At 65.7% G+C, this 14,576-nt stretch carries 14 protein-coding genes and 2 riboswitches; of the genes, 5 read left to right on the top strand and 9 right to left on the bottom strand.

Annotation, left to right across the window (positions count from 1 at the left end; translation table 11 throughout):
* Positions 1-21: 21 nt before the first annotated feature.
* Entirely contained in the window at positions 22-939 is a 918-nt protein-coding gene (locus Q7U49_RS08420) for an acyltransferase (RefSeq protein WP_304763742.1), read from the bottom strand.
* A 37-nt stretch (positions 940-976) separates the two neighbouring features.
* Here Q7U49_RS08420 and Q7U49_RS08415 point away from each other — a divergent pair, with 37 nt between their 5' ends.
* The gene (locus Q7U49_RS08415; RefSeq protein ID WP_304763741.1) at positions 977-2,068 is read left to right on the top strand and encodes an oxidoreductase; all 1,092 of its coding nucleotides are present in this window, start codon (positions 977-979) and stop codon (positions 2,066-2,068) included.
* On the opposite strand, the gene Q7U49_RS08410 is transcribed toward Q7U49_RS08415, so the two are convergent.
* Positions 2,061-2,720: an LON peptidase substrate-binding domain-containing protein gene (locus tag Q7U49_RS08410; protein WP_304763740.1), complete on the bottom strand. Its 660-nt coding sequence runs from the start codon at positions 2,718-2,720 to the stop codon at positions 2,061-2,063. The genes Q7U49_RS08415 and Q7U49_RS08410 overlap by 8 nt on opposite strands.
* Positions 2,721-2,870: 150 nt before the next feature.
* Positions 2,871-2,968, top strand: a riboswitch (TPP riboswitch).
* Between the two features lie 39 nt (positions 2,969-3,007).
* Between Q7U49_RS08410 and thiM the strand changes: the two genes are divergently transcribed.
* The 3 genes from thiM to thiD are packed head-to-tail and all read left to right on the top strand — an operon-like array spanning position 3,008 to position 5,335.
* Positions 3,008-3,847, top strand: a complete 840-nt coding sequence (gene thiM, locus Q7U49_RS08405) for a hydroxyethylthiazole kinase (RefSeq protein ID WP_304763739.1) — start codon at positions 3,008-3,010, stop codon at positions 3,845-3,847.
* A 4-nt stretch (positions 3,848-3,851) separates the two neighbouring features.
* Complete coding sequence (gene thiE, locus Q7U49_RS08400) at positions 3,852-4,499, top strand: thiamine phosphate synthase (protein ID WP_304763738.1); 648 nt, start codon at positions 3,852-3,854, stop codon at positions 4,497-4,499.
* On the top strand, positions 4,496-5,335 hold the full coding sequence (gene thiD / locus Q7U49_RS08395) for a bifunctional hydroxymethylpyrimidine kinase/phosphomethylpyrimidine kinase (protein ID WP_304763737.1): 840 nt from the start codon (positions 4,496-4,498) through the stop codon (positions 5,333-5,335). Before thiE ends, thiD begins: the two co-directional genes overlap by 4 nt.
* Here the strand turns inward: thiD and Q7U49_RS08390 are convergent.
* From Q7U49_RS08390 to Q7U49_RS08370, 5 genes are read right to left on the bottom strand one after another with little or no spacing between them, the layout of a single operon-like run.
* Positions 5,332-6,348, bottom strand: coding sequence for a thiamine phosphate synthase (locus Q7U49_RS08390; RefSeq protein WP_370653982.1), 1,017 nt, complete (start codon positions 6,346-6,348; stop codon positions 5,332-5,334). The two genes, thiD and Q7U49_RS08390, sit on opposite strands and share 4 nt — an antisense overlap.
* Before the next feature lie 10 nt (positions 6,349-6,358).
* Positions 6,359-7,171, bottom strand: coding sequence for a thiazole synthase (locus Q7U49_RS08385; protein ID WP_304763736.1), 813 nt, complete (start codon positions 7,169-7,171; stop codon positions 6,359-6,361).
* 11 nt (positions 7,172-7,182) lie between these two features.
* The gene (gene thiS, locus Q7U49_RS08380; protein ID WP_370653986.1) at positions 7,183-7,380 is read right to left on the bottom strand and encodes a sulfur carrier protein ThiS; all 198 of its coding nucleotides are present in this window, start codon (positions 7,378-7,380) and stop codon (positions 7,183-7,185) included.
* Positions 7,381-7,391: 11 nt separating this feature from the next.
* Positions 7,392-8,528: an FAD-dependent oxidoreductase gene (locus Q7U49_RS08375; RefSeq protein ID WP_304763734.1), complete on the bottom strand. Its 1,137-nt coding sequence runs from the start codon at positions 8,526-8,528 to the stop codon at positions 7,392-7,394.
* A complete protein-coding gene (locus Q7U49_RS08370) occupies positions 8,525-9,847 on the bottom strand; it encodes a cytosine permease (RefSeq protein WP_304763733.1) in 1,323 nt (440 codons plus the stop codon). Before Q7U49_RS08370 ends, Q7U49_RS08375 begins: the two co-directional genes overlap by 4 nt.
* A 77-nt stretch (positions 9,848-9,924) precedes the next feature.
* Positions 9,925-10,034, bottom strand: a riboswitch (TPP riboswitch).
* Between the two features lie 125 nt (positions 10,035-10,159).
* Between Q7U49_RS08370 and Q7U49_RS08365 the strand changes: the two genes are divergently transcribed.
* Positions 10,160-12,454, top strand: coding sequence for a YgiQ family radical SAM protein (locus Q7U49_RS08365; protein ID WP_304763732.1), 2,295 nt, complete (start codon positions 10,160-10,162; stop codon positions 12,452-12,454).
* A gap of 55 nt (positions 12,455-12,509) precedes the next feature.
* Here the strand turns inward: Q7U49_RS08365 and Q7U49_RS08360 are convergent, their stop codons facing one another.
* The gene (locus Q7U49_RS08360) at positions 12,510-13,844 is read right to left on the bottom strand and encodes an ATP-binding protein (protein WP_304763731.1); all 1,335 of its coding nucleotides are present in this window, start codon (positions 13,842-13,844) and stop codon (positions 12,510-12,512) included.
* Positions 13,834-14,562, bottom strand: a complete 729-nt coding sequence (gene ompR / locus Q7U49_RS08355; protein WP_304763730.1) for a two-component system response regulator OmpR — start codon at positions 14,560-14,562, stop codon at positions 13,834-13,836. The genes Q7U49_RS08360 and ompR overlap by 11 nt, the downstream gene beginning before the upstream one ends.
* Positions 14,563-14,576 lie beyond the last annotated feature (14 nt).

Genomic DNA, 14,576 nt, shown 5'->3' with positions numbered 1-14,576 from the left:
TAAATCAAATAGTTAAAAACATTATTTAAAGTTAATTCTTGATTTTTTCTCGGTCAAAAGCTGCTCCAGCAGCGCATCCTTGTCGCTCCACACCTGATTGATCCAGTCCTGGCACAAGGCGCGTAATGCCTGCGCGGCGTCGCCGGGCGTGTCGGCGCCAAGCCTTGGCACCGCCAGCGTGCGGGCCTGCACGATGACCCGCGGCACGCGGCCCTGCAAAAACTGCCAGAAATTGGGCGTGCCGTCCGGGTAGGCGATGGTGATGTCGAGCACCGCGCCAAACTTCTCGCCCATGGCATCGAGCGCCAGGCTGATGCCGCCGGCCTTGGGCTTGAGCAGGTGCCGGTAGGGTGACTGCTGGCGTTGCTGTTTGGACCGGGTAAAACGCGTGCCCTCGACAAAATTCATCACGCTGGTGGGCACCAGCGCGTATTTTTCGCAGGCGGCGCGGGTGGTGGCGGCATCCTTGCCGCGCTCCTGCGGGTGTTTTTGCAAATACGCCTCGCTGTGCCGGCGCATGAACGGAAACTCCAGCGCCCACCAGGCCAGGCCCATGATGGGCACCCAGATCAGCTGTTTTTTCAAAAAAAACTTCAGCAGCGGAATGCGCCGGTTCAGCACATGCTGCAGCACCAAAATATCGACCCACGACTGGTGGTTGCAAATCACCAGGGTCCACTGGCACGGGTTCAAGGCCTGCAGGCCGCTCACCTCCCACTGCATCGGCTGGGTCAGGCGCATCCAGCCGCTGTTGCCGGCAATCCAGGCCTCGGCGATGCGCAGCAGCACCGGGTCGATCGCCAGCCGCACCCGCCTGAACGGCAGCAGCAGCTTGACGGTGGCCACCAGCAGCAACACCGGCACCCAGAACAAGATATTGAGCAGCATCAGTGTGCTGGCAAGGGCACTGTTGAGGGGTGCGGGCAAAAAATGAAGCATGGCCAAATTGTGCGCGATTTTCTGTGATGATCCTGGCATGAACCCGCCACCCATCACCCCACAGCCCACCCACGCGGCGCCCGTGCAGGTTGCCCTGATCGGCTACGGCGGCGCCGGTCGCATCTTTCACGCCCCCCTCATCACCGGCTTGCCCGGCCTGCGGCTGGCCTGCATCGTCACGCGCCAGCACGAGGCGGTGCAGCGCGACTGGCCCGGCGTGCCCTGTCTGGCCTCCGTCGGCGCCGCCCTGGCCGACCCCGCCATTGACCTGGTCGTCATCGCCACGCCCAATGACAGCCATTTCGAACTGGCACGGGCCGCTCTGCAGGCAGGCAAACATGTGGTGGTCGACAAACCCTGCACCGTGACCCTGGCCGAGACCGAAACCCTGCTTGCGCTGGCAGAGCAGCAGGGCAGGGTGCTCACGGTGTTTCAGAACCGGCGCTTCGACAGCGACTTTCTGGCGCTGCAGCAGGTCCTGGACAGCGGCCAGTTGGGCCGGGTGGTGCAGGTGAACTCAAATTTTGACCGTTACCGCCCGGCGGTGCCGGTGCGCTGGCGCGAGCAGAACCTGCCCGGCTCGGGCCTCTGGTACGACCTCGGGCCGCACCTGGTGGACCAGGCCCTGGTGCTGTTTGGCCGGCCTGATGCCCTGCTGCTGGAGCAGGCCAATGTGCGCGACGGCGCCCAGGTCAACGACTGGTTTCACGCCGTGCTGCGTTATGACAGACCGCAGGGCGGGCTGCGCGTGATCCTGCACGCCAGCACGCTGGTGGCCGAGCCGGGGCCGCGTTGGACGGCGCACGGCACCGAGGGCAGCTTCACCAAGTTTGGGCTCGACGTTCAAGAAGACGCCCTCAAGGCCGGCCAGCGCCCGCAGCTGGCGGCGCTCGAGGACTGGGGCCGGGACCCGCAGCCCGGCCAGCTGCTGCGCATGGCCAATATCAGCGGGGTCGCGGCCCCGGTGTCGGTGCGCAGTGCCGCGCCTCAGCCACCGGGCAACTACCTGGCCTATTACGCCCAGCTGCGCGACCACCTTTGGGGGCTGGCGCCGGCGCCCGGTGTCACCCCCGCGCAGGTGCGTGCGGTCATGCAATTGCTGGCGCTGGGCGCTGAAAGTGTCAAGTAGCGATGCCGTTGCGCTCCAGCAAATCGCTCACCAGTTCCAGCCGCAGCAGCGGGTTGTCGAGCGTCATCAGCCGGTGTTTTTGCGCCAGCGCCATGGGCAGCAGGTCACACCAGCGGTTGGCCACCCAGGCGCAGTCATGCAGCGCATAAGGCGGCTGAATCGGCATCTGCTCCGGCGTCACACCCTGCGCCTTCAGAGTGTCCAGCACGCGCGCCAGGGCACTTGCCACGGGCAGCAAATCCTCGGGTATCGGCACGCTCTGGTCGTCCCGCAGCAGTTTGGCCCGGCCTGTCCACAAACCATGCTTGAGCAATTCGGTCTGCCCGACCTCAAAACGCTGCGCCCCGGTGCAACTGATCATGATCAGGCCCGGCTGCGGCCGGCTCAATTGGGTGATGCGCGCCAGCGTGCCCACCGGGTGAAAAACCGCCTGGCTGGTTTTGGCGCCACCCGCCAGGTCGCCGGCCGCGGTGCGCACCTCGTTGCCGCGGGTCAGCGTCACCACGCCAAACGGCGCGCCGGTCTTCTCGCACTGGCTCACCATGTCGAGGTAACGCACCTCAAAAATCCGCAAAGGCAGGAAGCCCCCCGGAAACAGCACCAGTTCCAGCGGAAAAAGCGGCAAGGCATCGAGAGCGTGGGTATCAGTCATTGAGCAGCCAATAAATTGAGCCTGAATGCCACCGCGCCAACTGACGCGGCGGTGTCAAACTCATGTTAACGCAGCCGGGTTTCAGCCGTTGACAGTCTGGAATTCTTTGAGTGTCGGTTTGCTATTTTGATTTTGAGGCTGCGTCATAATTAGGGGAGCTAGAGGTGCCGCCCGGTCGGGTGGCTGAGAAAATACTCTTGGAACCTGATCTGGGTCGTGCCAGCGTAGGAAAGCGTTCACAACACAGCTTGTGCCTGAGCGGCCCCGATCAATTGATGGAATCTGCCATGGCCAAACAAGCATCCCCCCTGTTGCCCTCCGATCTCTGGGCCGATGTGCTCGCGGTGCGCGCCCGGCGCCCGCTGGTGCACTCCATCACCAACCTGGTGGTCATGAACTTCAACGCCAACGTGCTGCTGGCCATGGGCGCCTCGCCCGTGATGGCGCACGCCCACGAGGAAGTGGCCGACATGGCGGCAATAGCCCAGGCGCTGGTGCTCAACATCGGCACGCTCGAGCCCTACTGGATCAACAGCATGTGCCAGGCCCTCGACGTGGCCACCGCGCGCGGCATTCCCACCGTGCTCGACCCCGTGGGCGCGGGCGCCACCCGCTACCGCAACGAAAGCATCCAGGCCATCCTGCGCCAGGCCATGCCGGGCGTCATTCGCGGCAATGCCTCGGAGATCATGAGTGTGGCGGGCACGGCCGCCAAAACCCGGGGTGTCGACAGTGGCGCCGCCGTGGCCGATGCGCTGCAGGCCGCGCGTGATTTGGCCCAGCGCAGTGGCGGCGTGGTGTGCGTCAGCGGCCCGGTGGACCAGGTGCTCGACGCCAGCGGTCGCCACGCCAGCCTGGCCAACGGCCATGAGTGGATGACCCGCATCACCGGCGTGGGCTGCTCGGCCACGGCGCTGGTGGGGGCGTTTTGCGCGGTGCAGCCCGATGCCTGGCGCGCCACCGTGTCGGCCATGGCCTATTTGGGTGTGGTGGGCGAAGTGGCTGCACGGCAAGTGCAGGCGCAAGGCCAGGGCGTGGGCAGCCTGCAAATCGCGCTGCTCGACCAGCTCCAGTTGCTTGACGAAGCCACCTTTGTTGATGGACTCAAGCTCAGCGTCAGCGCCTGACACCATGCGTCTTCCATTGGCCGAGGCCCTGCGCCTCTACCTGGTCACCGACCAGGCCAGCCTGCGCGGGCGCACCCTGGCCGATGTGCTGCTGGCGGCCGTGCAGGGTGGCGTGCGCTGTGTCCAGTTGCGCGAAAAAACGCTGGCCACGCGCGACTTCGTGGCGTTGGCGCTGGCGGTGAAAGACCTGTTGGCACCGTTCGACGTGCCCCTCATCATCAACGACCGCATGGATGTGGCGCTGGCCTGTGGCGCCCAGGGCGTGCACCTGGGGCAGTCTGACATGCCGGTGGCGCTGGCGCGGCAACTGCTGCCGCCCGGGGTGTTCATCGGCCTGTCGGTGGAAAACCTGGCCGATGTGGCGCGCGCGGCCCGCCTGCCGGTGGACTACCTCGGCATCAGCCCGGTCTACGCCACGCCCACCAAAACCGACACCGCCATACCCTGGGGGCTGGCGGGCGTGCGCCAGGTGCGCACCATGACCGAGCTGCCACTGGTGGCCATTGGCGGCATCCACCAGGGCAACGCGGCCGCGGTGCTGCAAGCTGGTGCCGACGGCCTGGCCGTGGTCAGCGCCATCTGTTCGGCGCCAGACCCGCGGGCGGCCGCCCGGTCATTTCAGGACATTCTCAAGGCACAGCCAACACCATGACGATTCAACAAATCCACCAATACCCGCGCGTCCTGTCGATTGCCGGCTCCGACAGCGGCGGCGGTGCCGGCATCCAGGCCGACCTCAAGACTTTTGCCGCTTTGGGCTGCTTCGGCATGACGGCCATCACCGCGCTCACCGCGCAGAACACCTGCGGCGTGCGCGCCATCCACCCGGTGCCGCCCGACATGCTGCGCGCGCAGATCGACGCGGTGCTCGACGACATCGGCGCCAACGCGGTCAAGGTGGGCATGCTGCATTCGCCCGAGATCGTGCGCACCGTGGCGCAGGCCATCGACCGCCATCAGCTCAGCCGTGTGGTGTTTGACCCGGTGATGGTCGCCACCAGCGGCGCCAAGCTCATCGACGACCCGGCCATCGCCGTGCTGGTGGCCGAGCTGTTTCCGCGCGCGGCGCTGATCACGCCCAACCTTGACGAAGCCGCGCTGCTGGTCGGTCGCCCGCTCACCAGTGCGCACGACATGGCGCAGGCGGCGGCCGAACTGCTGGCGCGCGGCGCGCGCGCCGTGCTGCTCAAGGGCGGGCACCTGGCGGGTGAGGTGGTCACAGACCTGCTGCTGCAGGCCGGCGCCCCCCCGATCTGGATGGAGGCCCCGCGCATCGCCACCGCCAACACCCACGGCACCGGCTGCACGCTGTCGAGCGCCATTGCCGCGCACCTGGCGCTGGGCGCCACACTGGCGCAGGCCGTGCAACAGGCGCGTGACTTTGTGCGCCAGGCGCTGCAGGCCGGTGCTTCGGTCAAAACCGGGCAGGGCGAAGGCCCGCTCAACCACGGTTTTGCGCCGCTGCCGATGCAGCTGCGCGCGCTCTAAAACATCGCCTTCAGCGCCGCCACCCGCGCCTCGGGCTGGTCTGCGGCCACCAGCGCCCGCACCACAGCCACCGAACCCACGCCGCTGGCCAGCACCTCGGGCAGCCGCGCGGCGTCGATGCCGCCAATCGCCACCGTGGGCAGGTGCCGCAGCAGCGCGGCATACACCTTGAGCCGCGCCGGGCCCTGCGGCGGTGTGGCCATGCGCTTGAGCGTGGTGGCGTAAACGGCCCCCATGGCGATGTAGCTCGGTTGCACCGCGGCCGCGCGCAGCATCTCGGCATAGCCGTGGCTGCTCAGCCCCAGGCGCAGTCCGGCGGTGCGGATCGCGTTCAGGTCAGCGCCGCCCAGCCCTTCCAGGTCTTCCTGGCCCAGGTGCACGCCATAGGCCCCGGCCGCGATGGCCGCCTGCCAATGGTCGTTGATGAACAGCAGCGCGCCGGTGCCGTGCACCGCCCGCACCGCCGCCGCCACCTCACGCCGGACGGCCGCCGGGTCGTCCGACTTGAAGCGCAACTGCACCGTCGGCACCCCGGCCCGCGCCATGCGCCCGACCCAGGCCGCATCGGGCAGCACCGCGTAAAGGCCCAACTGCTGCGGGCAGGGGGCAAAAGCGTCGAAGCACGCACCACTTGATTCGTCATTGCGAGGCGCGTCAGCGCCGTGGCAATCCATGGCCCCTGAATTCATGGATTGCCACGCTTCGCTCGCAATGACAGGCAAAACACGCAAATCAAAGTCCTGTGGCTCGGCGGGCCAGACGCTGGCATCAAATTGGCTGGTGCGTTCGTTTTGCCGCTGCCAGGCGCTGGCCACGCAATGGGCATCGATGTCGATGAAGTCCAGCGCACGGCAGGCGGCATACACCGCTTGTGGGATGGGCTCGGTGAGCGCCGCAGGCATGGCTGCTAGCGCCATCGGCAGCCGATCCAATGGGTTCGCCTGCAGTGCCAGATGGCTGTGCCGGCGGATGATCTCGCCGGCCAAGGTGGCCATGGTGTTCAGATCTTGCATGGCGATGGTTTCAGGCCTGGTGCCAGAACGGCGTGCCCAGCACCGGGGTGCTGGGCTGCGCGCTGTCGTGTTCGGGCATCACGCCCGACAAAAACGCGGCCCGGCCGGCCCGTGTTGCATCGGCAAAAGCGCCGGCCATGCGCACCGGGTCCTGCGCCAGTGCCACGGCGGTGTTGAGCAGCACGCCGTCAAAGCCCCATTCCATCACCTGGCACGCGTGCGACGGCAAACCGAGACCGGCGTCCACCAGCAGCGGCACATTCAGGCGCTCGCGCAGGGTGCGCAGCGCGTGGGGGTTGAGCGGGCCCTTGCCGGTGCCGATCGGCGCCGCCCAGGGCATGATGGCCTGGCAACCGACATCGACCAGGCGCTGGCACAGCACCAGGTCTTCGGTGCAATAGGGCAGCACCAGAAAACCGTCCTTGATCAGCCTGCTGGCCGCCTCCACCAGGTTCAGGGTGTCGGGCTGCAGCGTGTAGTCATCGCCGATCAGCTCCAGCTTGAGCCAGGGCGTGCCAAACACCTCGCGCGCCATGTGGGCCGTGGCGATGACTTCCTGCACGCTGTGGCAACCGGCGGTGTTGGGCAGCACCGGCACCTTCAGTTCGGCCAGCATGGCCCAGAAGCGGTTGGGCGTGGCCTCGCCGGGTTGCAGGTTTTGCCGGCGCAGCGAGGCGGTCAGCATGGCCGGCTGCGCCAGCTTGATGGCCGCTTGCAGCACGCCGGGCGACGGATAACGCGAGGTGCCCAGCAGCAGGCGGCTGGCAAAGGTCTGGCCGTAGAGCACCAGGGCGTCGGTGGGTGGGTTCGAATTCAGGTTCATGGAGGGGTTTCCTAGCCCCCGGTGACCGGCGCGATCAGGTCAATCTGGTCGGCGTCGGACAAGGGCGTGTGGTGGTACCGGGTATTGGGGACGAACTGCAGATTGACGGCGGCGGCAAAAGGCGGCTTCAACTGCAACAGCGCCACCGCGTCCGCCAGTGTGGCGGGGGCGGACAGGGTGAAGGCCCGGCCGTTGATGTGAACCGAGATGACGGGGGACATCAAGCAGGCTCCTGGGCAACCGGGTTCATGGATTGCCGCGCTTCGCTCGCAATGACAGCCCCGGCAACATCAGCAACGCGGCAATTCATATTTTCTGCCAATGCCGAACGTCCGTCATCCATCAACTGCAGCACCACATCCACCATGGCCGGGGCGATCAGGTAGCCGTGGCGATACAGGCCGTTGACCTGCAGGCAACGCGCGCCCAAATAGCGCACTTCAGGCAGGTTGTCGGGCAGGGTGGGGCGGCACTGCGCCACCAGCTCCACAATGCGTGCCTCGCCAAAAGCGGGGTCCACCGTGTAGGCCGCGCTCAGCAGCTCCAGGCAAGAGCGCACACTCACGGGCGACGTGTCGTCCGATTCGATTTCTGTGGCACCCACCAAAAAATAACCGTCCTGCTTGGGCGCGATGTAGATCGGGTAACGCGGGTGAATCAGCCGGGTCGGGCGCGACAGCGTCACGTTGGGGGCGTGCAGGGTGATGATCTCGCCACGCACACCGCGCAAGCCTGGCCATTGGGGTTGCGCGCCCAGGCCGCGGCAGTCCAGCACCCAGTCAGGCTGACCGGTCTGGCCCGGGGCAAAGTCGCCCGGGCTGCGCGCTGTGTTCCAGTGCAGGCTGACCTGCAGGCGCTGCATTTGGGCCAGCAGCGCGTCCATCAGCTGGTGGTTGTCCAGCTGGCCTTCGCCGGGCAGGTACAGGCCCTGTGCAAAGTGCGCGCCCAGGCCGGGCTCCAACTGGTCCAGCCCTGCCGCATCCAGTGTTTTTTGGGTGGGCAGGCTGGGCAGTCGCTTGCCGGTGGCGGCCAGCAATTGACCAAAGCGCTGTGCCTCTGCCGCGTCCTGGCGGTGCCAGACCACCAGCGTGCCCTGCTGCTGGAAGAACACCGGGGCATCGAGTTCGGCGATAAGCTCGGGCCAGCGCGTCAGGCCATATTGACCCATGCGCACCACCGTGTCTTCTGCCACGGCCGACTCGGCCAAAGGTGCCAGCATGGCAGCCGCTGCAAACGCGGCGGCGCGGCGTGAATCGGCTGCGGCGGCTTCATAGACGGTCAAGCTGTGGCCAGTGCGTGCCAAAGAGCAAGCCAGCAGCCGACCCATCAGGCCGGCACCCAGGATGGTGATGTTCATGCTTTGATCCCGGTCGAGGCCAGTACTGTGACCGGGCGCGTCAGCCAGGCCAGCACAAACGTGGCCGCCAGCGTCGGCAGCGCCGCACCAAATTGCGGTGCAAATTGCGCCAGCGCGTGGTAGCAGCCAATGCCGCCCAGCCACAGCAGCGCGGCGGACCAGTCCACCGCTTTGTCATTGCGAACCACAGCCCCGCCCGACAGTGCCAGGCGGCCCAGAATCACGCCGTACAGCGGCACGAAGACCGAGCTCAGCATCAGTAAAAACGGCTCCAGGCTGTGCATTGGTAGCACCAGCGCCAGGCCGGTGCACACCACGGCCAGCGCCAGGCCCCATTGGCGCACGCTCCAGCCCGGCTTGATGCTGTGGCCCGACACCGCGCCTGAATACACGTCGCCGTACGCGTTGTCCACCTCGTCCACCAAAATCAGCGTCAGGGCCAGCAGGCCGCCCTGGGCCAGCAGCAGGGCGCTGACCAGATCGGTGCCCGGTGCCGCCACCGTCACCACCATCACGCCCAGCGCGTAGCACCAGATGTTGGCCAGTGCATAGCCGAGCCAGGTGCCGCTCATGGCGCTTTTGCCTGATTTGCCGTAACGCGCGTAGTCAGCCACCAGCGGCAGCCATGACACCGGCATCGCCATCACCAGGTCCATGGCTGACAACATGCCCATGCTGCCGTTGCCCGGGCGCGCCCAAAACGCCTCCAACCCCAGCGCTTGCACCTGGCCGCCAAACTGCCAGGTCAGCCACAGCAGCGAGGCAATCACCAGCGGCAACGCCACCCGGCTGACAATTTTGCGCACCAGTTGCGTCATCGGGCGCGACAGCAGCAGCACCAACACGCCGCCCCACAGCAGCGTGGTCAGCACCCGGCCTTCGACGCCGTCAAGTCTCAGGCCCAAGGATTGCTGGCCAATGGCCGCGGTGCCGTCGCGCATGATGACCAGCTCGAACGTGGTCCAGCCGATCAGTTGCGCCATGTTCAGCAGCACCGGCAGGCGGGCAAAGGCGCTGCCATAGGTGGCATGCATCAGTGCCGCGCTTGACAAACCGGTCTGACAGCCCAGTCGCGCAGTCCAGGCCAGCAAACCGGCGCCAATCAGCGAGCCCAGCACGATGGCGATGGCCGCATCGCGGCTGCCCACCGCCGGCACCAGGTAGGCGCCCACCTGCATCACCAGCAGGCCCACACCCAGGCTGAACCACAGCGCGGCGTGGTTGTGCCAGTTGAACACCCGCTCGGAGGCGGGCACGGGCAGCAGCGCCGTGTTGGGCGCGGCGGCCTGGCTGGAATCAGAAGAATTTGTTTTTGCCATCTGTTTGCTCCATGCAAAAAGTTGGCAGGTCGGCGGTCGAAAGGGGTGGAAAACCTCGCCAGAGAAGGCGGCGAGCACCGGTTTTTAACCTGCTTCCCTGCGCGAGGATTACCTCAATCAGGTTCAAAGGGACTTTCTCAGTCGTCCTGCCGGCAAATCCGGCAGCACAACACCCCTAGCGAATGCGCCTTGCGGCGCGGTGAGGATTCTATAGCTGCTTTTGCCGCAGACCGGGTCGGCAATGACCATGCTGATAACGCTCGATACCCCAAAACCTTACACTCGCCCCCTGTCCCCCGACCCTGAATGCCCATGAACGCCCCCGTTGACGTCTCTTTTTTCCCGCGCGCCGCCAAGCCGCTGTCCAGCTACCGCAAGTTCTGGGCGGCCCGCTTTGGCACGGCGCCGTTCCTGCCGATGAGCCGCGCCGAGATGGAGCAACTCGGCTGGGACAGCTGCGACGTGGTGCTGGTCACGGGTGACGCCTATGTCGACCACCCCAGCTTCGGCATGGCCGTGATCGGCCGCATGCTGGAAGAACAGGGCTTTCGTGTCGGCATCATCGCGCAGCCCGACTGGCAAAGCGCCGAGCCCTTCAAGGCGCTGGGCAAACCCAACCTGTTCTGGGGTGTGACGGCCGGCAACATGGACAGCATGATCAACCGCTACACGGCCGACCGCAAGATCCGCACCGACGACGCCTACACTCCCGGCGATGTGGGCGGCAAGCGGCCCGACCGCGCGGCCATCGTCTACAGCCAGCGCTGCCGCGAGGCCTACAAAGACGTGCCCATCATCCTGGGCGGCATCGAGGGCAGCCTGCGCCGCATCGCCCACTACGACTACTGGAGCGACAAGGTGCGCCGCAGCATCGTGGTCGACGCCAAGTGCGACCTGCTGCTGTACGGCAACGCCGAGCGCGCCCTGGTGGAGGTGGCCCACCGCCTGAGCCGGCGCGAAGCCATTGAACACATCACCGACGTGCGCGGCACCGCCTTTGTGCGCCGCACCGACGACGACACCCGCCTGGGCTGGTTCGAGATCGACTCCACCGATGTCGACGTGCCCGGCCTGGTCGAGTCCCACATCAACCCCTACCAGACCACCAGTGAACAGGCGGCAGCGCAGGGAACGTCGTGCTCGAAGGAAGATGGCAATGCTCCGGCCGTCATGGATCGCAACGACGTCGTCAAACCCCTCACCTTCATGCCCAACCCCGCGCTTCCCGCACGTGCGGGCAAACAAACCCTGCCCCCACGCGACCGCACCGTGATCCGGCTGCCGAGCTACGAGCAGGTCAAATCCGACCCGGTGCTCTACGCCCACGCCAACCGCGTGCTGCATTTGGAGACCAACCCCGGCAACGCCAGAGCCCTGGTGCAGGCGCACGGGGAGGGCGCCACCGCGCGCGACGTGTGGCTGAATCCGCCGCCCATCCCGCTCACCACCGCCGAGATGGACCAGGTCTTTGGCCTGCCTTATGCGCGCAGCCCGCACCCGAGTTATGCCGACGCCAACGGCAGCCATGACCACGCCACCAAGATCCCGGCCTGGGAAATGATCCGCTTCTCCATCAACATCATGCGCGGCTGCTTTGGCGGCTGCACTTTTTGCTCGATCACCGAGCACGAAGGCCGCATCATCCAGAGCCGCTCTGAAGAGTCGATCATCAAGGAAATCGAGGATGTGCGCGACAAGGTCAAGGGCTTCACCGGCACCATTTCCGACCTCGGCGGCCCCACCGCCAACATGTACCGGCTGGGCTGCAAAAGCCCCGAGATCGAAGCCGCCTGCCGCAAACCCAGCTGCGTTTTCCCCGGCATCTGCTCCAACCTGGGCACCGACCACCAGCCGCTCATCAACATCTACCGCCGCGGCCGGGCCTTGAAAGGCGTCAAGAAGATTTTGATTGGCTCGGGCGTGCGTTACGACCTGGCGGTGCAAAGCCCCGAATACGTCAAGGAACTGGTACAGCACCATGTCGGCGGCTACCTCAAGATTGCGCCCGAACACACCGAACAAGGGCCCTTGTCCAAGATGATGAAGCCCGGCATGGGCACCTACGACAAGTTCAAGACCCTGTTTGACAAGTACAACGCGGAATCCGGCAAAAAGCAGTTTTTGATCCCGTACTTCATCGCCGCCCACCCCGGCACCAGCGACGAAGACATGATGAACCTGGCCATCTGGCTGAAGAAAAACGGCTTCCGCGCCGATCAGGTGCAGACCTTCTACCCCAGCCCCATGGCCACGGCCACGGCCATGTACCACACCGACCTGAACCCGCTCAAGGGCATCCACCGCGATGACCGCGCCGAGCGCGTCGACGTGGTGCGCGGCGAACGCCGACGCCGTTTGCACAAGGCCTTTTTACGCTACCACGACCCCAACAACTGGCCGCTGCTGCGCGACGCGCTCAAGGCCATGGGCCGGGCCGATTTGATCGGCAACGGCAAGCACCATTTGATCCCCACGTTCCAGCCCATGACCGACGGCAGCTACACCAGCGCCCGGCGCAAGAACTCCAGCACCGCCGCAGGCAAAACCCCCAGGCCCGGCCAGCTGCTGACCCAGCACACCGGTCTGCCGCCACGTACCAAAAACTGAACTATTTTTGTGGCAGCCCTGCCTTTGTGGCAGGCCCGTCTCGGGCCGATGGCTGTCAACTCGCCTCGGCCAACTGCAGCCGGATGTTGACGCACAGACCGCCATCGCTGGCATTGCTGAGCTCCAGCGTGCCGCCCATGCGCGAGACAATTTTTTGCACGATCGCCAGCCCCAACCCGGTGCCGTTGGCGGCGGTACGGGCTGCTTCACCGCGAAAAAAGGGTGTGGTGAGCTGCTTGAGCTGGTCATTGGGCACGCCCAGGCCATGGTCGCGCACGCGCAGCAACACGGTGCTGTCCATTCGGCGCGCCGACAGCTCCACCAGCGCCACGCCGGTGTCGGCTGACTTGCCGTAACGCGCCGCGTTCTCGATCAGGTTGGTGATCACGCGTTGCAGTTCCACTGCGTCTGCCTGCACCACCAGTCCTTGCTCCAAGGCAAGTTTCAGCTCAAGCTCAGGGCGCTTGCGCAGGGTGCCCAGGCACTGCTCCAGCAGCGGGTCAAGTGCCACCGGACTGAACTTGACGTAGTCAGGTCGCGCGTAATCCAGGAACTTGTTGATGATGGCGTCCAGTTGCGCAATGTCGTTGGCCATGTGCTCGCGGGCAGCGGGGTCGTTCACGCTGAGCTCGGTCTCCAGCCGCAGCCGTGCCAGCGGGGTGCGCAGGTCGTGTGAAATGCCGGCCAGCATCACGGCGCGCTCCTCCTCAATCTTGGCCAGTTTTTGGGTCATGCGGTTAAAGCCGATGTTGACCGCCCGAATCTCGCTGGTCACCACCGACTCATCCAGCTGGCTGGCCTCAAAGTCGCCTTCACGCACCCGCCGGGCGGCAAACGACAGGTCTTTCAGCGGCCGGTTGATCAAGCCCGCAATCCACGCCGCCCCCAGCAGCGACAGCACGGTCGCGGTGCTCAGCCAGACCAGCCAGGTCTTGGCCTTGGGCCGGTCAAAGCGCGACAGATCGGTTTGCAGCCAGAAATGGTCCTTGTTGATGTCAAAGCCAATCCACAGGCCGGCTTCACCGTTGACTTGCCCGGCCACCGGTGTGTTCGGACCGAGCCGTTCTTTGAGTTCGGCTTCGATGACACGGTTGTGCTCGTCCTGCCTCAGGGCTTGCACCATGTCATTGGGTTCGCGCAGCTTGATCACCACCGCCTCCTGGTCCTTCATGGACTTGAACAGCGAGACCTGGGCAATGCCATCCGAGTGCATCACCGCCACCCGGCTCATGTTGACCAGCGAGGCAATTTGCCGCGCCGTCTGGATCGCCCGTGGTTCCGATTCGAGCTCGTTCAGCGTTTGCGTCCAGGCCAGCACACTGCCCAGCAGCAGCAGCGCCAGCAGCACAAAGGTGCGCCAAAACAGGCTCAAGCCCGATTTAGTTGCCATCGGGGACAAACACGTAGCCGACACCCCACACCGTCTGGATGTAGCGCGGCACCGTGGCGTCGAGCTCGATGAGCTTGCGCAGTCGCGACACCTGCACATCCAGGCTGCGGTCAAACGGCTCAAAGTCACGGCCCCGGGCCAGCTGCGCCAGCTTTTCACGCGACAGCGGTTGCCGTGGGTGCCGCACCAGCGCCTTGAGCATGGCGAATTCACCCGTGGTCAGGGGAATTTCTTCCTGGTCCTTGCGCAAGATGCGCGCACCCAGGTCAAAGCTGAAGGGGCCAAAACAGATGGTCTCGTTGTCGGCCGAGGGCGACCCCGGCGCCTCCACTGGCGGTCGGCGGCGCAGCACGGCGTGGATGCGGGCCAGCAGCTCGCGCGGGTTGAAGGGCTTGCCCAGATAATCGTCGGCGCCCAGCTCCAGACCCACGATGCGGTCAATGTCCTCACCCTTGGCGGTCAGCATGATGATCGGCGTGCGGTCATTGCCGCCGCGCAGGCGCCGGCAAATTGACAAGCCATCCTCGCCCGGCATCATCAGGTCGAGCACAATCAGGTCGACCGGTTCGCGCAACAGCACCCGGGTGAGCGCCTTGCCGTCTTCGGCTTGCAATACCTCAAAACCCTCCTGGGTCAGGTAGCGGCGCAGCAGGTCGCGAATGCGGGCGTCGTCGTCCACCACCAAAATTTTGTCAACATGATCAGAATTTCCAGACATACTTTCCCCCGGAG

The organism is Rhodoferax sp., assembly GCF_030653815.1.
Lineage (GTDB): Bacteria > Pseudomonadota > Gammaproteobacteria > Burkholderiales > Burkholderiaceae_C > Rhodoferax.
Note: the sequence above shows the minus strand (reverse complement) of the source record. Positions and strands in the feature narration are given on the sequence as shown.